General features: G+C 68.5%; 16 protein-coding genes and 1 riboswitch. Of the genes, 14 read left to right on the plus strand and 2 right to left on the minus strand.

What is annotated here, in order from left to right:
- Positions 1–5 precede the first annotated feature (5 nt).
- From ACSQ24_RS24860 to thiE, 13 genes are all read left to right on the plus strand, one after another.
- Positions 6–878 carry an ABC transporter permease gene (locus tag ACSQ24_RS24860; protein ID WP_436097273.1) on the plus strand — a complete coding sequence of 291 codons (873 nt, stop codon included), beginning with the start codon at positions 6–8 and terminating at the stop codon, positions 876–878.
- 247 nt (positions 879–1,125) lie between these two features.
- The gene (locus tag ACSQ24_RS24865; protein ID WP_436097274.1) at positions 1,126–2,835 is read left to right on the plus strand and encodes a dipeptide ABC transporter ATP-binding protein; all 1,710 of its coding nucleotides are present in this window, start codon (positions 1,126–1,128) and stop codon (positions 2,833–2,835) included.
- A 119-nt stretch (positions 2,836–2,954) separates the two neighbouring features.
- Entirely contained in the window at positions 2,955–3,848 is an 894-nt protein-coding gene (locus tag ACSQ24_RS24870; protein WP_436097275.1) for a polysaccharide deacetylase family protein, read from the plus strand.
- A gap of 1,356 nt (positions 3,849–5,204) precedes the next feature.
- A complete protein-coding gene (locus tag ACSQ24_RS24875; RefSeq protein ID WP_436097276.1) occupies positions 5,205–6,206 on the plus strand; it encodes an OmpA family protein in 1,002 nt (333 codons plus the stop codon).
- A 200-nt stretch (positions 6,207–6,406) separates the two neighbouring features.
- Entirely contained in the window at positions 6,407–6,682 is a 276-nt protein-coding gene (locus ACSQ24_RS24880) for a hypothetical protein (RefSeq protein ID WP_436097277.1), read from the plus strand.
- Positions 6,683–6,748: 66 nt separating this feature from the next.
- On the plus strand, positions 6,749–6,949 hold the full coding sequence (locus tag ACSQ24_RS24885) for a hypothetical protein (protein WP_436097278.1): 201 nt from the start codon (positions 6,749–6,751) through the stop codon (positions 6,947–6,949).
- Between the two features lie 103 nt (positions 6,950–7,052).
- Positions 7,053–7,157, plus strand: a riboswitch (TPP riboswitch).
- Positions 7,158–7,234: 77 nt separating this feature from the next.
- Positions 7,235–9,112, plus strand: a complete 1,878-nt coding sequence (gene thiC, locus ACSQ24_RS24890; protein ID WP_436097279.1) for a phosphomethylpyrimidine synthase ThiC — start codon at positions 7,235–7,237, stop codon at positions 9,110–9,112.
- Positions 9,113–9,117: 5 nt separating this feature from the next.
- Positions 9,118–10,119 (plus strand): glycine oxidase ThiO, encoded by a 1,002-nt coding sequence (gene thiO / locus ACSQ24_RS24895; protein WP_436097280.1) that lies wholly within the window; start codon positions 9,118–9,120, stop codon positions 10,117–10,119.
- On the plus strand, positions 10,088–10,285 hold the full coding sequence (gene thiS / locus ACSQ24_RS24900) for a sulfur carrier protein ThiS (RefSeq protein ID WP_436097281.1): 198 nt from the start codon (positions 10,088–10,090) through the stop codon (positions 10,283–10,285). The genes thiO and thiS overlap by 32 nt, the downstream gene beginning before the upstream one ends.
- A gap of 4 nt (positions 10,286–10,289) precedes the next feature.
- Positions 10,290–11,060, plus strand: a complete 771-nt coding sequence (locus tag ACSQ24_RS24905) for a thiazole synthase (RefSeq protein ID WP_436097282.1) — start codon at positions 10,290–10,292, stop codon at positions 11,058–11,060.
- Positions 11,061–11,073: 13 nt separating this feature from the next.
- Positions 11,074–12,045 carry a HesA/MoeB/ThiF family protein gene (locus ACSQ24_RS24910; RefSeq protein ID WP_436097283.1) on the plus strand — a complete coding sequence of 324 codons (972 nt, stop codon included), beginning with the start codon at positions 11,074–11,076 and terminating at the stop codon, positions 12,043–12,045.
- A 40-nt stretch (positions 12,046–12,085) separates the two neighbouring features.
- Positions 12,086–12,853 carry a hydroxyethylthiazole kinase gene (locus ACSQ24_RS24915; RefSeq protein ID WP_436097284.1) on the plus strand — a complete coding sequence of 256 codons (768 nt, stop codon included), beginning with the start codon at positions 12,086–12,088 and terminating at the stop codon, positions 12,851–12,853.
- Entirely contained in the window at positions 12,850–13,518 is a 669-nt protein-coding gene (gene thiE, locus ACSQ24_RS24920) for a thiamine phosphate synthase (RefSeq protein WP_436097285.1), read from the plus strand. Before ACSQ24_RS24915 ends, thiE begins: the two co-directional genes overlap by 4 nt.
- Here the strand turns inward: thiE and ACSQ24_RS24925 are convergent, their stop codons facing one another.
- Positions 13,519–15,225: a hypothetical protein gene (locus ACSQ24_RS24925; protein ID WP_436097286.1), complete on the minus strand. Its 1,707-nt coding sequence runs from the start codon at positions 15,223–15,225 to the stop codon at positions 13,519–13,521.
- A gap of 208 nt (positions 15,226–15,433) precedes the next feature.
- Between ACSQ24_RS24925 and ACSQ24_RS24930 the strand changes: the two genes are divergently transcribed.
- Positions 15,434–15,745: a hypothetical protein gene (locus ACSQ24_RS24930; RefSeq protein WP_436097287.1), complete on the plus strand. Its 312-nt coding sequence runs from the start codon at positions 15,434–15,436 to the stop codon at positions 15,743–15,745.
- 6 nt (positions 15,746–15,751) lie between these two features.
- Here ACSQ24_RS24930 and ACSQ24_RS24935 read toward each other — a convergent pair whose 3' ends face one another.
- The gene (locus tag ACSQ24_RS24935) at positions 15,752–16,771 is read right to left on the minus strand and encodes a proline racemase family protein (RefSeq protein WP_436097288.1); all 1,020 of its coding nucleotides are present in this window, start codon (positions 16,769–16,771) and stop codon (positions 15,752–15,754) included.
- Positions 16,772–16,774 lie beyond the last annotated feature (3 nt).

The raw sequence follows: 16,774 nt of genomic DNA on the forward strand, positions 1-16,774 counted from the left end.
TGCGAATGGAAACGCCCCTCGCCCGCTTCTGGAGCGAGTTCCGCGAGAGCCGGGTTGCGGTCGCGGCGCTCGTCATCGTCGTCCTGATGATCGGCCTTGCCCTGCTCGCCCCACTGATCGCGCCGCAGAACCCCTACGACCTCGCCAATCTCGTCCTCTCCGATGCGCGCCGCCCGCCCGGCTATGTCGGCTCCAGCGGCTACACCCATTGGCTCGGCACCGATGCCCAGGGACGCGATCTCCTCTCCGCCATCCTCTACGGCCTGCGCATCTCCCTGCAGATGGGGCTGGTCGCCGGCGCGATCGCCTTCACCATCGGCGTAACGCTCGGCATTTCCGCCGCCTATCTCGGCGGCCGGCGCGAGGCCTTCATTATGCGCGTCATCGATCTGCAGCTCGCTTTCCCGGCGATCCTGCTCGCGCTGGTGATTTCGGCGCTGCTCGGCCAGGGCAAGGCGCAGCTCATCACCGCGCTGGTTGCGGCACAATACGCCTATTTCGCCCGCACCGCCCATGGCGCGGCCTCGGCCGAGCGCGGCAAGGACTATGTCGAGGCGGCGCTCTCGACGCCGCTGCCGGCGCGGCAGGTGATCTGGCGCCACATCCTGCCGAATTGCCTGCCGCCTTTGATCGTGGTCGCAACCGTGCAGGTCGCCAGCGCCATCGCGCTCGAGGCGACGCTCTCCTTCCTCGGCGTCGGCCTGCCGGTGACCGAGCCCTCGCTGGGATCGCTGATCGCCAATGGCTTCCAGTACATGCTGTCCGGCCGCTACTGGATCTCGATCTATCCCGGCCTTGCCCTGATCCTGCTGATCGTCGCGATCAACCTGGTCGGCGACCAGATCCGCGACCAGGTCAATCCGAGGCTGAAGCGATGAGGGCTGTCTCGCCAGGACCGGCCGTCGCCCTTCCCCCTCTCCCCCTGCGGGAGAGGGCCGGGGTGAGGGGTCGCGCGACGCTGACCGATTGGCGTTTTGAGGGGGCGATGGCGTTAGGCAATGTCGCGCGACCCCTCATCCGCCTGCCGGCACCTTCTCCCGCATCAAAGTCGGCTGTTGCCGACTTTGACACTTTGAGCTGCCCATCTCGGGCAAGCCCGGGATGGGTGGGAGAAGGGAGCAAGCCATGACCGACGCCCCCCTTCTTGAGATCAGCGACCTCACCACGCAGTTCTTCACCCGTGCCGGCGTGGTCAAGGCGGTCGACGGTGTCTCCTTCTCGCTGCGCCGCGGCGAGGTGATGGGGCTCGTCGGCGAATCCGGCTCGGGCAAGAGCGTCACCGGCTTCTCGATCATCGGCCTGATCGACCCGCCCGGCCGCGTCGCCAGCGGTTCAGTGAAGCTCGAGGGCCGCGAGTTGGTCGGCCTGGCGCCGGACGAATTGCGCAACTTACGCGGCCGCGTCGTCTCGATGGTCTTCCAGGACCCGTTGATGACGCTGAACCCGGTTTTGACCATCGGCGAGCAGATCAGGCTGGCGCTGGAGGCGCATGAGAAGGTTTCGGCTGCTGAGGCGCGCCGGCGCGCCATTGCCGGCCTTGCCCAGGTCCGCATTCCGCGCCCGGAGGCGACGGTCGATTTTTATCCACACCAGCTCTCCGGCGGCATGCGCCAGCGCGTCGCGATCGCGATCGCGCTGCTGCACCACCCCAAGCTGATCATCTGCGATGAGCCGACGACGGCGCTCGATGTCTCGATCCAGGCCGAGATCCTCGTCGAGATGAAGGAACTCGTCGCCGAGCTCGGCACCGCGCTGATCTGGATCAGCCACGACCTCGCCACCGTCGCCTCGATCGCCCAGCACGTCGCGGTGATGCGGCTCGGCAAGATCGTCGAGGCGGGGCCGGTGCTGGACGTGCTGACGCGTCCGCGGCACGCCTATACCCGCGCTCTGCTCGACGCCCTGCCCTCGCGCGCCAAGCCGGGCGAATTCCTGCTGCGTGGCGGCGGCGTGCCCGATGCCGCGCCGCCTGCGCGCAGCCTCGCATCGGCCACTGCCGCTCCGGTGCCTGGCGCGCCCTATTTCATCGCCGATCGCGTCAGCAAACGCTTCGAGTCACGGCCCGGCGCCCTGCGCGCACTCGGCCAGCGGCTCGGCATGCTGCAGCCGCCATCGGCGGTGATGGCCGTTGATGAGGTCAGCCTGACCGTGCCGCGCGGCGAGGCGCTCGGGCTCGTCGGTGAATCCGGCTCCGGCAAGTCGACGCTCGGACGCATGGCCGCCGGCATCTACGCGCCGTCATCGGGCACGATCCGTTTCGAGGGCTGGCCGGTGATGAGCGAGGGGCAAGGCGCGCGCAAGCTCACCACCCGCATCCAGACCATCTTCCAGGACCCGTTCGCCTCGCTCAACCCGCGCATGCGCATCGGCGACGGCATCGCCGAAGGCCCGCTGGCCCATGGGCTGATCGACAAGGCCAGCGCTCGCGACTATGTCCGCGACTGGCTCGCGGCGGTCGGACTCGATCCGGCCTTCGCCGACCGCTATCCGCACCAGTTCTCCGGGGGCCAGCGCCAGCGCGTCGCCATCGCCCGCGCGCTCGCCATGCAGCCCGACCTCGTCGTCTGTGACGAGCCGGTCGCCTCGCTCGACGTCTCGATCCAGGCCCAGATCATCAACCTCTTGATGCGCCTGCGGGCCGAGCTAGGCCTGACCCTGATCTTCATCTCGCACGACCTCTCGGTTGTCCGGCATCTCTGCGACCGGGTTGCGGTGATGTATCGCGGCCGCATCGTCGAGGAAGGGCCGGCGGGCGAGGTCTACGACAATCCGCAACATGACTACACCAAGCGGCTGCTCGCGGCGGTGCCGGTGCTGCCCGAAGCGGCGGCCTGAGCATAGATCATCGCGCGTCCGAACGGACGCGATCACGATGATCCATCACATTGTTATCGCATCGGATTCTTCCGAAAGGTGGATTCCACTTTTCGGTCCGATGCTAGAGGAGGAACGCCATGACCGAACTGAAACCCTGGCAATGGCCGGAGGAGACCTGGCGCGGCAAGGTCGAGCAGGTCCGTGCCGGTCGCAATCTGAAGCCGAAGAGCTGGCCGGGCGGGGCGCGCTGCGCCGTGGCGCTCTCCTTCGACGTCGACCACGAGACCAACGAATTGCGCGACGGCGGCAAGTCGGTCGGCCGCCTGTCCTGGGGCCAGTACGGCAACCGTGTCGGCATGCCGCGCATCCTGTCGATGCTGGCGCGCGAGGAGATCAAGGCGAGCTTCTTCGTGCCGGCGGTGACCGCGCTGCTCTACCCCGACGAGCAGCGCCGCGTCGTTGCGGAAGGCCATGAGATCGGCCTGCATGGCTGGATCCACGAGGTCAACACGGCAGTGCCGCCGGAGGCGGAGCGAGAGCTGCATCTGCGCTCGGCCGATACGCTCGAGAAGGTCACGGGCGTCAGGCCGGTCGGCATGCGCACGCCGTCCTGGGATTTTTCCGAGGTGACGCTCGCCATCGAGCGCGAGCTCGGCCTCATCTACGATTCATCGCTCTTCGCCGATGACGATCCCTACGAGTTGATCGACAAGGGCGAGCCTACCGGCATGGTCGAATTGCCGGTCGAGTGGATCCGCGACGACGCGGTCTACTTCAACATGAACCGCTTTCAGGCCCTGCGACCCTATACGGCGCCCGAGGCCGTGTTCGACATCTTCAAGCGCGAATTCGACGGCGCTTACGCCGAAGGCGGGCTTTTCCTGCTCACCATGCATCCGCACATCATCACCTATCGCTCGCGCTTCTGGCTGCTCGAGGAACTGGTACGCCACGCCAAGGCCAAGGGCGATGTCTGGTTTGCGACGCATGCCGAGATCGCGGCCTATGTGAAGGCGCAGGCGGGGCTCTAGCCCCGCGTAAATTTGGGTCGGATACCGCTGGATCAGCGGAACCTTGCCCGATTTCGGCCGTTTTCGGTTCATTCGGAATTCAGGGCGCGAGGGCGTTCATATCCGGAAGAACAACTGGAAACGGATGTCATGACGCGCACGAAAAACCTGCTCCTGCTCGGCACCCTCATCCCCGCCATCGTGCTGTCGCAGGGTAGTTTCGCCGCTCCATCGCTCCAGCTCGCCCAGGCCCAGTCGGGTGATGACGACCGGCCGGACCAGCGCCGCCAGCGGCCCGGTGGGCAGGAGCGCCCCGCCCCCGGTGGGCAGGAACGCCCCGGCCCACGGCCGGCGCCCGGCCAGCCGCCGGCGGCCCGCCCTGCTGCGCCGGAGCGTCCGGCCGGGGTGGCCCCGAGCGCCCCGCGTCCGCCGTCCGCGCCGCAAGCAGCACCTCCTGCCGGCCGGGCCGAACCCGAACAGCCCCGTCGTCCCGCACCGCCTGCGGCGCCTGCACCTGGCCAGGTCGCGCCGCCCGCTCCGCAAGGCGCGCCGCGCGCCCCTTCGGCCGCACCGACCACACCGCCGCGACCGGCGCCAGGCCAGATCGCGCCGCAGCCTTCGCCCGCCCGGCCAGGTGTGCCGCCGGCCCAGCCCAACGCCTCGGGAGCGCCATCGGGTGACGGCGCTCAGCGCCGGCCGGCGCCCGCGCAAACGGCCCCGGGCCAGCCGCCCGCAGCTGCTCCCTCGGCGCCGGCGGCGCCCGCTCGCCCCGTGCCAGGTCCGGCGGCCCCGGGTAGCAGCGCTCAGCCCCCGTCGGGCCAGCCCTCCGCTGCGCCGCCTGCGGGCCGCGCGCCTGGGGCTCTGTCGCAGCCTGGTACGGCTCCATTGCAGCCAGTTCCGTCGCAACAGCCGGGCTTGAGCCGTCAACCCGGCCAGGCAGCCCCGGCTCAGCCCGCGCCTGGGCAGGCAGCCCCCACGCCGGGCTCGGCGCCCAGGGCCGGCCAACCTCAGCCCGGGCAGCCAGCTGCCGCGCCGCCCGCTGGTCGCGCGCCCGGAGCTCTGTCGCAGCCCGGCAGCGCGCCAGCACCGACAGCTCCGCCCCAGCAGCCTTCAGGCCTGAGCCGCCAGCCTGGGCAGACCGCGCCGGGTCAGGCGGCACCTGCGCAGCCCGCACCTGCACAGCCCGCACCCGGTCAAGGTGCGCTCGGCGGCACTGGTCAGCCTGCGACCGGCCAGCCTGCCCCCGCTCCGAACACCGGCCGTACGCCTGGCACTCTGTCGCAGCCTGGAACGGCGCCGTCGCAAACCGCGCCGGTCCCGGGCCAGCAGCCCGGAGCCCTGTCACAGCCGGCGCAACCTGGGATTCCGGGCCAGCCCGTGCCTGACCGTCAGGGCCGCCGTGGCGGCATCGGGCTCGGCGGCGCCGCTGCGATCGGTCTCGGTGCCGCTGCGATCGGCGGCATCATGGCGACGCAAGGCGCGACGCGGCTCGACGACGTCCGCGGCCGGCGCGAGGAGCGCCGCGAGGGCGATGTCACCATCATCCGCGAGCCCGGCCGCACCATCATCCGCGGCGACGACGACCGGGCCGTCATCCGCTACGACGAGACCCAGCGCTTCCGCGATCTCGGCCTCGACACCCGCAGCGAGCGTCGCGGCGAGGAGAATGTGACAGTCTATAATCGTCCCGATGGCACGCAGATCGTCACGGTGACCGATAGCGAAGGCCGGCTGCTGCGCCGCTCGCGGCGCGAGCGCGACGGCGCCGAGTTCGTGATGATCGACAATGTCCGCCGCGATGGGCCGCAGGCCCGCTTCGCCGAGGAGGTGGTGGTGCTGCCACCGCCGCCGCTGCGGATCCCGCGCGAGCGCTACATCGTCGATGCCGAGCGCGCCGACGAGCGGCTGATCTACGAGACGATCACCGCCCCGCCGGTCGCCCCGGTGCCACGCCGTTACACACTCGACGAGGTCCGCTACTCGCCCGATCTGCGCGCCCATATGCGCAGCGTCGACGTCGACACGATCAACTTCGAGTCCGGTTCCTGGACCATCACGCCGGACCAGGGCGGGCGCCTCAGGGTGATCGCGCAGGCGGTGCGCCAGGCGGTCGAGCGCGCACCGAACGAGGTCTTCATGGTCGAGGGCCATACCGATGCGGTCGGCTCCGACATCGACAACCTGTCGCTCTCGGATCGTCGCGCCCAGTCGGTCGCCGAGATCCTGACCCGCGATTTCGGTATCCCCGCCGAGAACCTGACAACGCAGGGCTATGGCGAGCAGTATCCCAAGGTCCAGACGCAAGGCGATTCGCGTGAGAACCGCCGCGTGACGCTGCGCCGGATCACGCCGCTGCTCACCGGCCAGAACCAGCAGTGAGGTGAAGCGGGGCGGCGCGACGGCGCCGCCCCGTTTTGCTCAAGCCGCTCGATCCAGGCGCGCGACGACTGAGCGCTTGCGGCCGACGTCAAAGCTGGCGGCGTTGAGGTCAATTCCGGAGCCGCGCTGGAACCAGCCCGGCCCTTGCTGGTTATTCCATCGGGCCGGTCATGGCTGCCGGCTGGACTGGAGGGGGTGCCATGCGCAAGACCCATTGGTTCCTGATCGGGCTGATTTTCCTAGGTCTCGTTGCGGCCGAGGCCGTCGCGGCGCAATCGTCGCCACCTCAGCGCGCGCCCGGCGTGCCGATGGCGCCCAATGCCGGCGAACTGCAAAAGAGCGAGCCGCAATCCGAGCGGTTGCGTGTCCTGCGCGAGCGCGAGCGGCTGGCGCGAGACCGTTCGGGACCGCCGGAGCCAAACCGCGACATCCCGATGCCTAAGCCGGTGCCGTCGATCATCGCGCCCACCCGCTAGAGCTCGCGGGTTCGGATTTAGATTTGGGTAAGGCTCGCTGCCTATGTTCGCGGCGAGGAGCCTGCCATGAGCGAAATGTCGGTCGCGATCGCACAAAGCCTGGTCAGCATGAAGTCGGCTGCCACGCAGCAGGCGCTCCAGCTTGAGATGGTCAAGCAGAACGCCGATTCCGATCAGGCGCTGGTCACGATGCTCCAGCAGGCGTCCGAGCAGCAGCAGGCAACGCTCCCCGCCGGGCAGGGCGGCAATCTCGACATCACCGCCTGATTTTCCGACGTCTCCGCGTGTAATGCTCGCCGCGCATGGCCGCGCGGCGCAAAGGCGTAGTCCTTTGCCAGTTGCGCGCAGATCACGACGGTTCTAACCTCCGCCTCGTTCCGAGGGGTGCTCGATAAGAGCTGAGATGGCCTGACGGCCGAACCCATCGAACCTGATCCGGGTCATACCGGCGGAGGGACTGGAACGCGGCTGCGCCACAAGTGCATCCGCAGACAGCGACTGGACCGTCAGACGCCCCGGATCTCCTGAACCTGAGAGGGAGGAGATCCTGACATGAACGCCCACACCAAGCCCCAGAAGAACAGCGTCAAAACCGCGCCGCAGAGCGTGACGACAGGGCCGATCATCGGCTCGCGCAAGATCTATGTCGCAGCGCCCGAGCATCCCGAGATGCGCGTGCCCTTCCGCGAGGTCGTCCTGACCACCGACGCCGAGCCGCCGGTGCGGATCTACGATCCGTCCGGCCCCTATACCGAGACCGATGCGAAGATCGACCTCAATGCCGGCCTGGTGCAGCCGCGCCGGGCCTGGCTCGATGCGCGCGGCTTCGAGACGGTGCCCGGCCGCATGGTCACGGCCGCCGACAACGGCCATATCAGCGAAGCGCAACTCGTCCCGGCCTGCCCGGCGCAGCGCGCGATCCTCGAGGCGAAGCCCGGCCAGATGGCGACGCAATACGAGTTCGCCAAAGCCGGCATCATCACGCCCGAGATGACCTATGTCGCGCATCGCGAGAATCTCGGCCGCGCCGCCATGCTGGAGGGCGCGCGCGAGCGCCATGCCGATGGCGAGAGCTTCGGCGCCTCGGTGCCCGAATTCGTCACGCCCGAATTCGTCCGCGAGGAGATCGCTCTGGGCCGCGCCATCATCCCGGCCAACATCAACCATCCCGAGCTCGAGCCGATGGCGATCGGCCGCAACTTCCTGGTCAAGATCAACGCCAATATCGGCAACTCGGCCGTGACCTCCGGCGCCGCCGAGGAGGTCGAGAAGCTGGTCTGGGCGATCCGCTGGGGCGCCGACACGGTGATGGACCTCTCGACCGGCCGCAACATCCACAACATCCGTTCCTGGATCCTGCGCAACTCGCCGGTGCCGATCGGCACCGTGCCGATCTACCAGGCGCTGGAGAAGGTCGGCGGCGACCCGATCAAGCTCGACTGGGAGGTGTTCAAGGACACGCTGATCGAGCAGGCCGAGCAGGGTGTCGACTATTTCACCATCCACGCCGGCGTCAGGCTTCCCTACGTGCCGCTGACGGCCTCGCGCGTCACCGGCATCGTCTCGCGCGGCGGCTCGATCATGGCGCGCTGGTGCCTGGCGCATCACAAGGAGAGCTTCCTCTACGAGCGCTTCGACGAGATCTGCGAGATCATGCGCAAGTACGACGTCTCCTTCTCGCTCGGCGACGGCCTGCGTCCAGGCTCGATCGCCGACGCCAACGACCGCGCCCAGTTCGCCGAGCTGGAGACCTTGGGCGAGCTCACCAAGACCGCCTGGGACAAGGGCTGCCAGGTGATGATCGAGGGCCCCGGCCATGTGCCGATGCACAAGATCAAGGAGAATATGGACAAGCAGCTGCGCGAATGCGGCGAAGCCCCGTTCTATACGCTCGGACCCCTGACCACCGACATCGCGCCGGGCTATGACCACATCACCTCAGGCATCGGCGCGGCGATGATCGGCTGGTTCGGCTGCGCCATGCTCTGCTACGTCACGCCGAAGGAGCATCTCGGCCTGCCGGACCGCGACGACGTCAAGACCGGCGTCATCACCTACCGGATCGCGGCCCACGCCGCCGACCTCGCCAAGGGCCATCCTGCCGCGAAGATCCGCGATGACGCGGTATCGCGCGCCCGTTTCGACTTCCGCTGGGAGGACCAGTTCAACCTGGCGCTCGATCCGGACACGGCACGCGCCTTCCACGACGAGACCCTGCCGAAGGATGCCCACAAGGTCGCGCATTTCTGCTCGATGTGCGGACCCAAGTTCTGCTCGATGAAAATCACCCAGGACCTGCGCGCCGAAGTGCTGGCGATGGGCGACAATGAGCGTGCGGCGCTCGAAGCGATGGCCTCTCAGGGCATGGCGGAGAAGTCGGAGGAGTTCCTCAAGAAGGGCGGCAATCTCTATCTGCCGGCGGCGGAGTAGGGGCCATGCGCGTCGCTGTGATCGGGGCCGGCGTCGCCGGCCTCGTGACGGCGCTCGAACTGGCCGAGCGCGGCGTCGCGGTCGAGCTGTTCGAGCGCGCTGCCGCGCTCGGCGAGCAAGCGTGCTCCTGGTCCGCCGGCGGCATGCTGGCGCCCTGGTGCGAAGGCGAGAGCGCCGAGGAGGTGGTCGTAACCCTGGGCCAGCAAGCGCTCGACTGGTGGCCGCGCCATTATCCCGGCACGCTTGCGCATGGCACGCTCGTGCTCGCCCCGGCGCGCGACGCCAGCGAGCTGACGCGCTTTGCTGCACGCACGGACGGCTTCGAGCGGCTCGATGCCGATAGCGTTGCCGCGCTGGAGCCCGATCTCGCCGGCCGCTTCCGCCAAGGCCTGTTCTTCGCGCAGGAGGCTCATCTCGACCCGCGCCCGGCCATGGCGGCACTGGCGCAGGCGCTTCGGGCGACCGGTGTGCCGATCCATTATGGCGTGGCGGTCGAGGAGGCGGGGCTCGACGCCGATCGCATCGTCGATTGCCGTGGCCTGTCCGCTCGCGACCGACTGAGCGCGCTGCGCGGCGTGCGCGGCGAGATGCTGGTGCTGCGTACGAACGAGATCAGCCTGAGCCGCCCGGTCCGGCTGCTGCATCCGCGGATTCCGCTCTATGTCGTGCCACGCTCCGACGGGCACTTCATGATCGGTGCGACGATGATCGAGAGTGATGATCGCCGTCGCGTCAGCGCACGCTCGGCAATCGAATTGCTCAGTGCCGCCTACGCGCTGCATCCAGCCTTCGGCGAGGCCGAGATCGTCGAATTGCGCGCCGATGTCCGCCCCGCCTTTCCCGACAACCTGCCCCGCATCGTCGAGGACGGCCGGGTGCTCCGTTTCAACGGCCTTTTCCGCCACGGCTTCCTGCTCTCGCCGGCACTGGCCCGGCAGGCGGCCGATCGTCTCATCGCATCCAAGGAGCTGTCCGATGCAGATCATCGTCAACGGCGACACGCGTGAGGTCGCCGCCCCGGTCCTGGCCGAGGCGCTGGCCGAGCTGGGCTATGCCGGGGCGGTCGTCGCGACTGCCGTGAACGAGACTTTCGTATCCGCCGCCGCGCGGGCGCAGACCGTTCTCGCAGAAGGCGATCGGCTTGAGATCCTCGCGCCGATGCAGGGAGGCTGAGGCGATGGACTTTTACGGCTTCACCCCGCGCTCGCGCCTTTTTCTCGGCACGGCACAATACCCGTCGCCGGCCGTGCTGCAGCGGGCGGTCGAAGCGGCCGGCGTCGATGTCGTCACGGTCTCGCTGCGCCGCGAAGCCGGGCGTCTCGGTGGCGGCCAGGATTTCTGGGCGCTGATCCGCGGGCTCGGCGTGAAAGTGCTGCCGAACACGGCCGGCTGCCATTCGGTCAAGGAGGCGGTGACGACGGCGCAGATGGCGCGCGAGGTCTTCGGCACGCCCTGGATCAAGTTGGAGGTGATCGGCGAGGCCGACACGCTCCAGCCCGATGTGTTCGGCCTCACCGAGGCGGCGCGCATCCTCTGCGCCGACGGCTTCGAGGTCTTCCCCTATATGACCGAGGACCTCGTCGTGGCCGAGCGGCTGGTCGAGGCCGGCTGCCGGGTGCTGATGCCCTGGGGCGCGCCGATCGGCACCGGCAAGGGCCTGAACAACCCTTACGGCCTGCGGGCGCTGCGGGCGCATTTCCCCGATATCCCGCTCGTCGTCGACGCCGGCATCGGTCTGCCCTCGCATGCGGCCGCGGCGATGGAGCTCGGCTACGACGCCGTCCTGCTCAACACCGCGGTCGCGAAAGCCGGCGATCCCGCAGCGATGGCGGCCGCCTTCGCCCGCGCGGTCGAGGCCGGGCGCCTCGCCTTCGAGGCCGGGCCGATGGAGCCGCGCGACATGGCCGCGCCGTCGACCCCGGTGCTCGGCCGAGCCCTGCTTGGCTAACGTGGAGGGAGCCATGAGCGATCGCTATGCCCGCCAGCTCGTGCTGCCGGAGGTCGGTCCCGAGGGGCAGGCGCGGCTGGCCCGAGCGAGCGTCCTCGTCGTCGGTGCCGGCGGGCTGGGCGGTCCGGTACTGCAATATCTGGTTGGTGCCGGCATCGGCCGGATCGTGCTGGTCGATCCCGACCGGGTCGAGGAAAGCAATCTGCATCGTCAGCCGCTCTACCGGATGGGCGATGTCGGGCGGCTGAAAGTCGAGGCGGCGCGCGAGGCGCTCGCCGCCTATAATCCCGGCGTGGAGATCGAGGCGTTAGCGCTCAGGCTCGCGCCCGACAATGTCGCGGAGCTGGTGGCGCGGGCCGATATCGTCGTCGACGCCGCCGACAGTTTCGCCGCGACCTACGTCCTGAGCGACGCTTGCCGCGATGCCGGCAAGCCGCTGGTCAGCGCCTCGATCGTCGGCCTCGCCGGCTATGTCGGCGCCTTCTGTGGCGGCGGACCGAGCTATCGCGCGGTCTTCCCCGAGATGCCGGCGCGCGCCGCCGATTGCGCTACGGCCGGCGTGCTCGGTCCGGCGGTCGCCACCCTCGGCCTGCTGCAGGCGCAGATGGCCTTGCTGCTGGCGCTGGGCCTGTCGCCTTCGCCGCTCGGCCGGGTGATCAGCTTCGACGCGCGCCGCCTCGGTTTCGGCGGCTTCTCCTTCACCGGGGCGCAGGAACCGCTCGCCGGCTCCTTCCCGTTCATCGCGCCGTCGCAGCTTTCAGCCGGTGACATCGTGGTCGAGCTGCGCGGGGTCGAGGAGGCGCCGGTGGCAGCTGCGCCCGATGCCGTCAGGCTCAGCGTCGAGGAGATAGATCGGCTGTCGCTGGATGACGCCGATGGCCGGCGCGTCGTGCTCTGCTGTCGCAGCGGTATCAGGGCTGCGCGCGCCGCTGGCCGGCTTGCAGAGCGCGGCGTTACCGATCTCGCCCTGATGGCACTGGGTTAAACCCGTTCCCATATCCTTTGGCGAAACCGACGGAAACGAGATGACGAGCAGCACCACCTTGAAAGCACCGACGCGGGCCCTGGGGCCTAAGGAGGTCGCCGATATCCTCGCCCGCGTCGCGCAGAGCCGTCCGCGGGTGCAGTGCCTGACCAACACGGTGGCGCAGAACATCACCGCCAACATGCTGCTCGCTTTCGGCGCGATCCCCTCGATGGCGATCCATGTCGACGAGGTCGCGGCGATGGCTGAAGGCGCCGGCGCGATCCTGATCAATATCGGCACGATCAACGCCGAGAGCGAGCTCGCTATCCCCAAGCTGCTCGAAGTGGCGCGCGACCGTGGTAAGCCGCTCGTCTTCGATCCGGTCTTCGTCGAGCTCTCGCCGCTGCGCCGGCACATCGCTGGTGAGGTGCTGCGCCTGCCTGATATCCTGGTGCGTGGCAACGCCACCGAGATGGCGGCGCTCGCCTTCGATCTTGCCGCCGCGCAAGGCATCACCCGCGTCACCACCGGCAAGGTCGACCGCATCGAGAATGCCGAGGCGAACTTCTCCGTCGCGCACGGCCATCCGCTGATGACCAGGGTCACCGGCATCGGCTGCGCCGCCGGTGCGCTGATCGCCGCCTGCTGCGCCGTCGAGGCCGACAAGGCAGTCGCTGCAGCGGCGGCCTTGACCGCCTATGGCATTGCCGGCGAAATCGCAGCCGAGCGATGCCGCGGCCCAGGCAGTTTCGAGGCGGAACTGATCGATGCGGTCGCGGCGATGGACGCGGCGACGCTGGCTGCACGAATGGAAACCGGACGATGAGCGTCGACATCACCCTCTACGGCATCGTCGATCCGCAGATCGCCAATGGCCGCTCCATGGCCGACATGGCGCGCGCTGCGGTCGAGGGCGGCGCGACGCTGATCCAGCTGCGAGCCAAGACCGAGACGACGCGCGAGATGGTACGCGAGGCGCGCGCCATCCGCTCGGCCCTGCACGGCACCAATGTGCCGCTGCTGATCAACGACCGCGTCGACGTCGCGCTCGCCTCCGGCGCCGACGGCGTCCATCTCGGTGCCGACGACATGAAGCTCGTCGATGCCCGCCGCCTGCTCGGCCCGCGCGCTATCATCGGCGCGACGCTGAAACATGCGGGCGAGCTACCGGAGCTCGCCGCCGCGAAGATCGACTATGCCTGTATCGGCGGCGTCTTCCCGACAGCGCACAAGGACAATGCCGACGCACCGCTCGGACTGGACGGGCTCTCGAGTTTGCGCCAGGCGGCCGCGCGCGTGCTCGGTGCCTTGCCGGTCGGCGCCATCGCCGGCATCACCGCTGCCAATGCCGGCTCGGTCATTGCGGCGGGGGCCGATGGCGTCGCCGTGATCGGCGCGCTGTTCGGCGGTGACGACATCGCGGCCGCGGCGCGAGACCTCCGACTTTCTGTCGAGACCGCCCTGTCGCAGCGGGTCGCCGAGAGCGCCTGATCAGGGCTTCACGTACAGGTCCCAGCAAGGCGCCAGTGCGACCTTGCTGCGGCCCTCGAGCGCTCCGGCGAAATGCTTGAAGATCGCCGCGCGGATCGAGGTCAGCGGACATTTTGGCGCCAGGATCGCGTCGGTCTGATGCAAGCTCTCGATCATTTCCGCATCGAGCTTCGGATTGCTCCGTGTCGGATCGATGCCGATCGGGACATGGCGCGGCGGCCGACGGTCGAGAAGGTAATTGAGCACATCGACGAAATCGAGCGTGAAGATGCCGTTGAACATGCGCTTGTTGGCATGCTCCCAGGCTTCGATCGCGACAATGGCCTGCTCGATCTCGAGCAGCCAGATCGCGTGGTGGTCGATCTCCGAATAGAGGGTCAGCGATGGCTGCTGGCCCGTCGCGGCGAGATCGGCATAGGCCGATTGATGGCTGGCGTAATGCTGCAGCATGATCGGCGCCCGCTCGGCGATATCGGGCTTGACGCTGACCCGTCCGAGCTTGCCGACATCGTCGACTTCGAGCGGGAGATAGGTCGGCGCGGCGAACGTGGCGCGCGCGCTGCGTTCGATGAAGTTCACGGCCGCGGGCGCCGCGATGACGCAGATCAGAAGCAGCACGGCGCGCCGCAGACTGTCGCCACGCCGGCGCCAGTCGAGCAGGAGTGCGAGCAGGATCGGCCAGAGCCCGATGAATTCGAGGCTGCCGGTGTTCTGCGTCTCGAAGAAGGTGAGCGCCAGCAAGGCAATGGCGAGCCAGCCCGCCGGTGAGATCGCGAACTCCCGCAGCCAGGCTGCAAGGCCCGCCGGCCTCGTCCGCCAGGCCGCATAGGCGAGCAGACAGATCAGGACCAGCGTCGGCGCGATCACCTCGAACTTGAACGAAGCGACGGTGAGGAAGCGCGGCAGCAATGCGTCCGTGTTGAGCTTCAGCAGGGTCAGGATGTCGTCGACATAGGCCCGGGTCAGTCCACCACTGGCAAGATCGATGACGGCGAGGGCTCCGATCGTTGCGGCGGTGGCAAGGCAGGCGTCGCGCAGGCGCATCCGCCCGGTCAGGACGGCATAGCCGACCAGCATCGCCCCGGTGACGGCGCCGGTGACCTTGACCAGGAACAGCGTCAGCATCAGCGCCGCCACCAGCCAGATAGTCAGCGGCCGATCGCGCACGAACATCAGCACGGCGACGAGGACGTAGAGCAGCAGCGCGATATGCCGGTTGTAATGGCCGTAGCCGTCGAAGCCCGGCAGCGGATAGACTTCGTGCAGGTTGATCGGCAGCGAGGCGAAGAGCAGGAAGGGCAGCAGCAGCGCCAGCGCGAGCCCGCGTGAGGACCGCGCGACATGGAAGACGAGGATCGCCAGCAGCGGCAGCGTGATCGGCAGCAGACCCCAGTTCGCGGTCAGCAGCGGATGGGCGTCCGGGAACAGCCGGTCGAGACCGGCGACGAGATAATAGCCGAGCGGGCCGACCGGGGCGAAGAAGTCGATGTTCGGGACCTGGCCCTCGCGAATGCGCTGGGCGGCGTCGAAATAGACCGCCGTGTCCCAGTAATACGAGCCGAGCGGCAGGCGCAGCGGCAGCAGTAGGCCAGCGAGGACGAAGGCGAGGAAGGCCGCGAGCCAGATCGCGGGACTGGCCCAAGGGCGCGTGGCGACGAGCACCTTCGCGGCTCCCGTGGCGACCGGCTGGTCCGTACTCGCGCTCATGGTCGTTCCACCGTCACGCACGGCAAGGTAACGACAAAATCTTACCACGCTCCTTCCCGACAAGATGAAAACCGGGTTTACCTCCAACGGGCAGACTGTTTCGGGGGGGTTGCGAGGTCATTCGGTGGCAAGACAGTTCGTACGCTCGCTGCTATTCCGGACCATGCTCCTTGGCTTTGCCTTGGTGTTGGCCGCAACGAGGCCCGTCGTGGCGCAGGACCGCGCCTTTGCGGATGCCGTTCGTTACGTGCACGACAAGGTCACCGCGTGCTGGAACGTTCCCCCGGCAGCAGCGCCGGCGGGCACGATCGTGCGTATCCGGCTCGAGCTCGATCGCGACGGCGGGGTGACCGGCGAGCCCATCGTTCTCGATCAGCCCTTGGCCCTGGGCATCGCTCGGTTGGCTGAAAGCGCACGCCGCGCCGTGATCCGCTGCGCGCCTTATGACGGGCTGAAGCGCTATGGCGCGCTCTATCCGCGTTGGCGCGAGATCATCCTGAACTTCCGCCAGCCGGATTGAGCCGGCTCAGGAATTACCGATCTCTGCGAAACGCTTCGGCAAGGCAAAGCCGTGGCCAAGCGGATCGTCCGCCTCGATGACGAAGCTGCCCTCGCCAGAAAGGTACCCGCGTCCGCCGACCTCGACCGTGACGGCGCCGGCGGCCGGGAAATCGACCAGGCCGACGACCCGGCCGGTGAAGCTGCCGCCGGTGATGCTGCGGATCCTGCGGCTCTGGCCGGCAGGGACCAGCCCCTTGGCATGGTCGAGCGCCATCCGGGCGGTGACGCCCGAACCGGTCGGCGAACGGTCGATCTGGCGCTCGGCGAAGACGCAGAGATTGAAGCTGTCCTGATCCGGACCAGCCTCGTCGGTGACGATCGTGCCATAGAGGAAGCCAAGATCGGGCTCGGTCGGATGCGTGATCGTGCGGCTCGCCCGGACCTGGTCGGTCAGCGCACCGGCCGCCGCGACGATCTCATCGACGGGTGTCTGCATCAGGTCGAGCCCGAAGCGTGAGGCCGGCAGGATGCAGTAATAGGCGCCGCCATAGGCGATGTCGGTGGTGACATCGCCGTAGCCGGGCACCGGGACCACGAGATCGCGCCCCTCGACGAAGGCCGGCACGCTCTCGAAACTGACCGCGCCAACCTTGCTATCCACGACCTCGCAGGAAAGCCGCACCAGCCCGCAGGGCGCCTCGATGGCAAAGCGCGTCACCGGCTCGGTTGCCGGCACAAGACCTTGCTCGATCGCATAGCGACCGAGCGCGATGGTCGCGTGGCCGCACATGGTCGAATAGCCCTCATTATGCGTGAACAGCACGCCGAAGACTGCTTCGGGGTGGCTCGCCGCCACCGGGATGACGCCGTACATGCCGTCATGCCCGCGCGGCTCCAGCATCATCGCGCGGCGCAAGTGGTCGTAGCGCTCGCGGGCCTGCCGGCGCTTGTCGAGGATGGTCGCACCGGTGAGCGTGGGATAGCCTGACGTGACGATGCGCACCGGCTCGCCGCAGGTGTGGTAGTCGATGTAGGACAGGCGCATGAT

Origin of the sequence: Allobosea sp. LjRoot237 (genome assembly GCF_964253285.1) — a bacterium.
Classification (GTDB): domain Bacteria; phylum Pseudomonadota; class Alphaproteobacteria; order Rhizobiales; family Beijerinckiaceae; genus Allobosea.

Bases quoted from the DNA above. Each gene is read 5' to 3' on its own strand.
- ACSQ24_RS24860 (WP_436097273.1), top strand. From the start codon at position 6: ATGGAAACGCCCCTCGCCCGCTTCTGGAGCGAGTTCCGCGAGAGCCGG.
- ACSQ24_RS24865 (WP_436097274.1), top strand. From the start codon at position 1,126: ATGACCGACGCCCCCCTTCTTGAGATCAGCGACCTCACCACGCAGTTC.
- ACSQ24_RS24870 (WP_436097275.1), top strand. From the start codon at position 2,955: ATGACCGAACTGAAACCCTGGCAATGGCCGGAGGAGACCTGGCGCGGC.
- ACSQ24_RS24880 (WP_436097277.1), top strand. From the start codon at position 6,407: ATGCGCAAGACCCATTGGTTCCTGATCGGGCTGATTTTCCTAGGTCTC.
- ACSQ24_RS24885 (WP_436097278.1), top strand. From the start codon at position 6,749: ATGAGCGAAATGTCGGTCGCGATCGCACAAAGCCTGGTCAGCATGAAG.
- thiC (WP_436097279.1), top strand. From the start codon at position 7,235: ATGAACGCCCACACCAAGCCCCAGAAGAACAGCGTCAAAACCGCGCCG.
- thiO (WP_436097280.1), top strand. From the start codon at position 9,118: ATGCGCGTCGCTGTGATCGGGGCCGGCGTCGCCGGCCTCGTGACGGCG.
- thiS (WP_436097281.1), top strand. From the start codon at position 10,088: ATGCAGATCATCGTCAACGGCGACACGCGTGAGGTCGCCGCCCCGGTC.
- ACSQ24_RS24905 (WP_436097282.1), top strand. From the start codon at position 10,290: ATGGACTTTTACGGCTTCACCCCGCGCTCGCGCCTTTTTCTCGGCACG.
- ACSQ24_RS24910 (WP_436097283.1), top strand. From the start codon at position 11,074: ATGAGCGATCGCTATGCCCGCCAGCTCGTGCTGCCGGAGGTCGGTCCC.
- ACSQ24_RS24915 (WP_436097284.1), top strand. From the start codon at position 12,086: ATGACGAGCAGCACCACCTTGAAAGCACCGACGCGGGCCCTGGGGCCT.
- thiE (WP_436097285.1), top strand. From the start codon at position 12,850: ATGAGCGTCGACATCACCCTCTACGGCATCGTCGATCCGCAGATCGCC.
- ACSQ24_RS24925 (WP_436097286.1), bottom strand. From the start codon at position 15,225: ATGAGCGCGAGTACGGACCAGCCGGTCGCCACGGGAGCCGCGAAGGTG.
- ACSQ24_RS24935 (WP_436097288.1), bottom strand. From the start codon at position 16,771: ATGCGCCTGTCCTACATCGACTACCACACCTGCGGCGAGCCGGTGCGC.